Origin of the sequence: Chitinophaga sp., from assembly GCF_036569125.1 — a bacterium.
Lineage (GTDB): Bacteria > Bacteroidota > Bacteroidia > Chitinophagales > Chitinophagaceae > Chitinophaga.
Genome location: NZ_DATCRF010000483.1, coordinates 1 through 3,079 on the forward strand (window position 1 = coordinate 1; position 3,079 = coordinate 3,079).

Genomic DNA, 3,079 nt, shown 5'->3' on the forward strand with positions numbered 1-3,079 from the left:
GTCCTGTACTGTATCATTTAGAGGAGAGATAAAAGCATCTGCTCTTTCAAAATAAGAGCTTAGCTCATTTTCTTCGGTATAGCCTTTGAACTCAATATATTTTTCCAGCTGATGCTGTTGTACATAGGTCTTTGCTTCTTCCAGGTGGCGGCCCCTGCCCAGTAACAGCAGCTTTACATCCGGGCGTTCCTTCACTATCTGCTCCACTGCCTGCAGCATGGTGAACAGCCCGTAGTTACGGGTCATGGTGCCCATGTATAACAGCACGGTGTTATTCTTATAACGCTCGTTCAGATGATCCAGCAATATTTTTGGAGAATCTATCACGTCTGTATTAAATGCGTAGGGAGAGTACAGGATAGGCAGCTTCTTTTTCATGAGCTGCTTAGCCATTTTATGATATTCCCGTTCCAGGTAGCGGCTGGCGCACAACAATCCATCCGCATAGGATACGGAATAATATTCCAGCGCACGCAGGGCTATTTTGCGCAGCCCTTTGTTATCCGGTATGGCAGAGGCCAGCTCTGAATGCTCTATCAGGATCCTGGTTTTTGATTGCAGCTTGCTTTTAATAATACGGTTGCGGAAGCTGAAGGAGCAGAAGTAAACAAAATCAGGTTTGATCCTGTTCACCAGGTCCGTTTTCAGCTGCACTTCTTCTTTGGCGGAACACTCTTTGTAAAAATGCACCTCCACGTTTTCATTACATTCAATGGCAATACGGTTCCGGTTCTCCTCACTGTCCAGGGCAATAATAGAAACTTCCCATCCCAGCGACTGTAACGGGTTAGCCATTCCCAGCGCCCTTTTCATGGTAGCTATTGATTTAATATCGCCCAGTGTAATGAAACATATTTTCATCTCTAAAAATTTATACAGTTTAATCAATTATTCACTCGTCGTTTTCGCCATCCATTCGTCTTAGTTCAGCAGCAGGGGCTCCTTCTCTTCTTCATCTACCGGCTCCTCATCCTCCTCATCATCCTCCACATTAGGGCCATACAGCCAGTCATAATACCCGTTCATGAGTATACAGCCGGTAACCGGTATGGTAAACCGCAAGTGCTGGAAGGGCGAGAACAGGAAGGTCCATAGCAGCCCGATGGTAAGCATTACATATAGCGGGTACAGGTTGGAATCCTGCGCGCGTAATACCAGTGTAAAGGACATTTTCATGAGCCACCAGAAAATGAGGAATACAGCTATAAAACCACCAATGCCGCAGCTGATCCAGCCGCCCATAAGCACAGAGTGGCTGGGTATGTAACGGTCCACGGAATCGGCCTTCTTCAGGTCAAACTCACCGGTGCCCTCATCCTGGTATGATAATACGATCTTGTAATACTTCAGGTCTTTATCCAGCGCCCAGGAGCCATGGCCAAACAAAGGTTTATCGCCGATGGCAGTAATGGCCGCAAAGGTTTCCCCACGGCCTGTTACCAGCAGCTCAAAAGGATTATACGGGTTATCCAGTCGCTTTATCTGGCTGCTGGAGTGCCCGCCCCCTATTTCGTTACTAAGCACCGCATTCACGTAAAACACATAGGCCATTTCAAATACCGTAGCGCCTATGAATAGTATGGCAAATATTTTTTGCCGGGTAATGCGTATACCGCGCGACATTACATAAATAATACCCGCGCCTACAAAGAACAGCATGCCGGTGGAACGTGCATCATTGGCAAAACAAAGCAAACAGGCACAGGCCATAATGCCCATCATCAGCATTATTTTTCCCCGCTTGTACAGGTACACGGCCATTAATTGTAATGCAGATGCTATAATGGGAACGATCTTAAACTTAAAGAACGACATGTCCGAATCCACAATATCATCCGTGAAGAGGATATTCTTGATCATGGCAAAGAAGATATAGGTCATGACCGCCGATTCGGTATCCATCATCCTGAACAGCACTATAAAAGATATGATAGACATGATGGTGCCGGCCCAGCCACGCAAAAAGTTCTGCATGGAGTTATGTACCACAAACACATCGGTAATAAACTGGAACAGCAGCAGGGCCAGCAATGCAAAAACGATCTTCCGCAAATAGGGATAATCTTTAAAATCGCGGGCCTTAAAGGTAAAGGGCAGGGATAACAACGCAACGATCTCGTTCCCTTTCAGCTGGCCTACCAGGGGAACATTCAGGGCGCTGCCCAGCGCATATGCCGCAATTTTGATCTTTTTAAACATCGCGTTCTTTTAACTGTTCACCATTTCACTCTTCACCTTCACTTTTGTTCCCCCCTGGCCATACAGTGTGTAGTTCAGCACCTGGTGCAGGCGCTGGGTGTTAACCTCCGCACTGTATTCACGCATAAAATCCGCTCTTAATGCTTCTCCTATTGCTGCATCCCCGTTGAAACTGAGGATCACTTTTTTAAATGCTTCCGGCGTATCGGCAATAATAAAATGTTTGCTGGCCACGCCCTCTACCCCCTTGGAAGTAGCGATAATAGGCGTTCTCAGCGCCATGGCCTCCAGGCATTTTAACCGGGTGCCGCTGCCATGCAGCAAGGGGATAATTACACCGTTTGCTACGGATATATACCACTTCACATCATCCACCTTACCCAATGCTGTTATATTCTTAAAGCTCTCTGCCCCGGTGATCTGTTTCAGCGCTTCTTTGGAGCGCCTGCCTACTAACCAAATATCATACCTGTTGGCCAGCTCGTCGTCCCAAACTTGTTCAATAAACCATTTCAGCCCCTGAAAGTTCATATACTGGCCAAAGTTGGCCGTCATTACCAATACTTTAGGTTGCTTTTGCCCGGTGAGTGCATATTCCTTTTCATCCAGGAAATTGGGAACAAAGAAAATGCGCTCCTTCGGAATAAATTTTTCATGGTACTTACGGTCACCCTCACTTACTACCAGCAGGGCCGCGGCCTTTTTAAAGTACAGGCGCTCATGCAGCTTTTCCAGCGTTAACAGCTGGAAACGGCGCAGTTTGGCAAACAGGTTGTTGGCCGGCACCTGCGCGGTGATCATGGGTTGCGCATTATGCGTGCCCAGCACCACCTCTATACCGCGGGAATTAAAATATTGTATGTAATGGCCTATGTAACCA

At 47.0% G+C, this 3,079-nt stretch carries 3 protein-coding genes; all 3 read right to left on the bottom strand.

Going from position 1 to position 3,079, the window contains the following annotated elements:
* On the bottom strand, window positions 1-861 hold an 861-nt coding region (locus tag VIM87_RS18075; protein ID WP_331998353.1), incomplete at its 3' end, for a glycosyltransferase.
* A gap of 60 nt (window positions 862-921) precedes the next feature.
* Window positions 922-2,199, bottom strand: coding sequence for a hypothetical protein (locus tag VIM87_RS18080; protein WP_331998354.1), 1,278 nt, complete (start codon window positions 2,197-2,199; stop codon window positions 922-924).
* Between the two features lie 9 nt (window positions 2,200-2,208).
* Window positions 2,209-3,079, bottom strand: an 871-nt coding sequence (locus VIM87_RS18085) for a glycosyltransferase (protein ID WP_331998355.1), incomplete at its 5' end; no start/stop codon positions are given.

Bases quoted from the DNA above. Each gene is read 5' to 3' on its own strand.
- VIM87_RS18080 (WP_331998354.1), bottom strand. From the start codon at position 2,199: ATGTTTAAAAAGATCAAAATTGCGGCATATGCGCTGGGCAGCGCCCTG.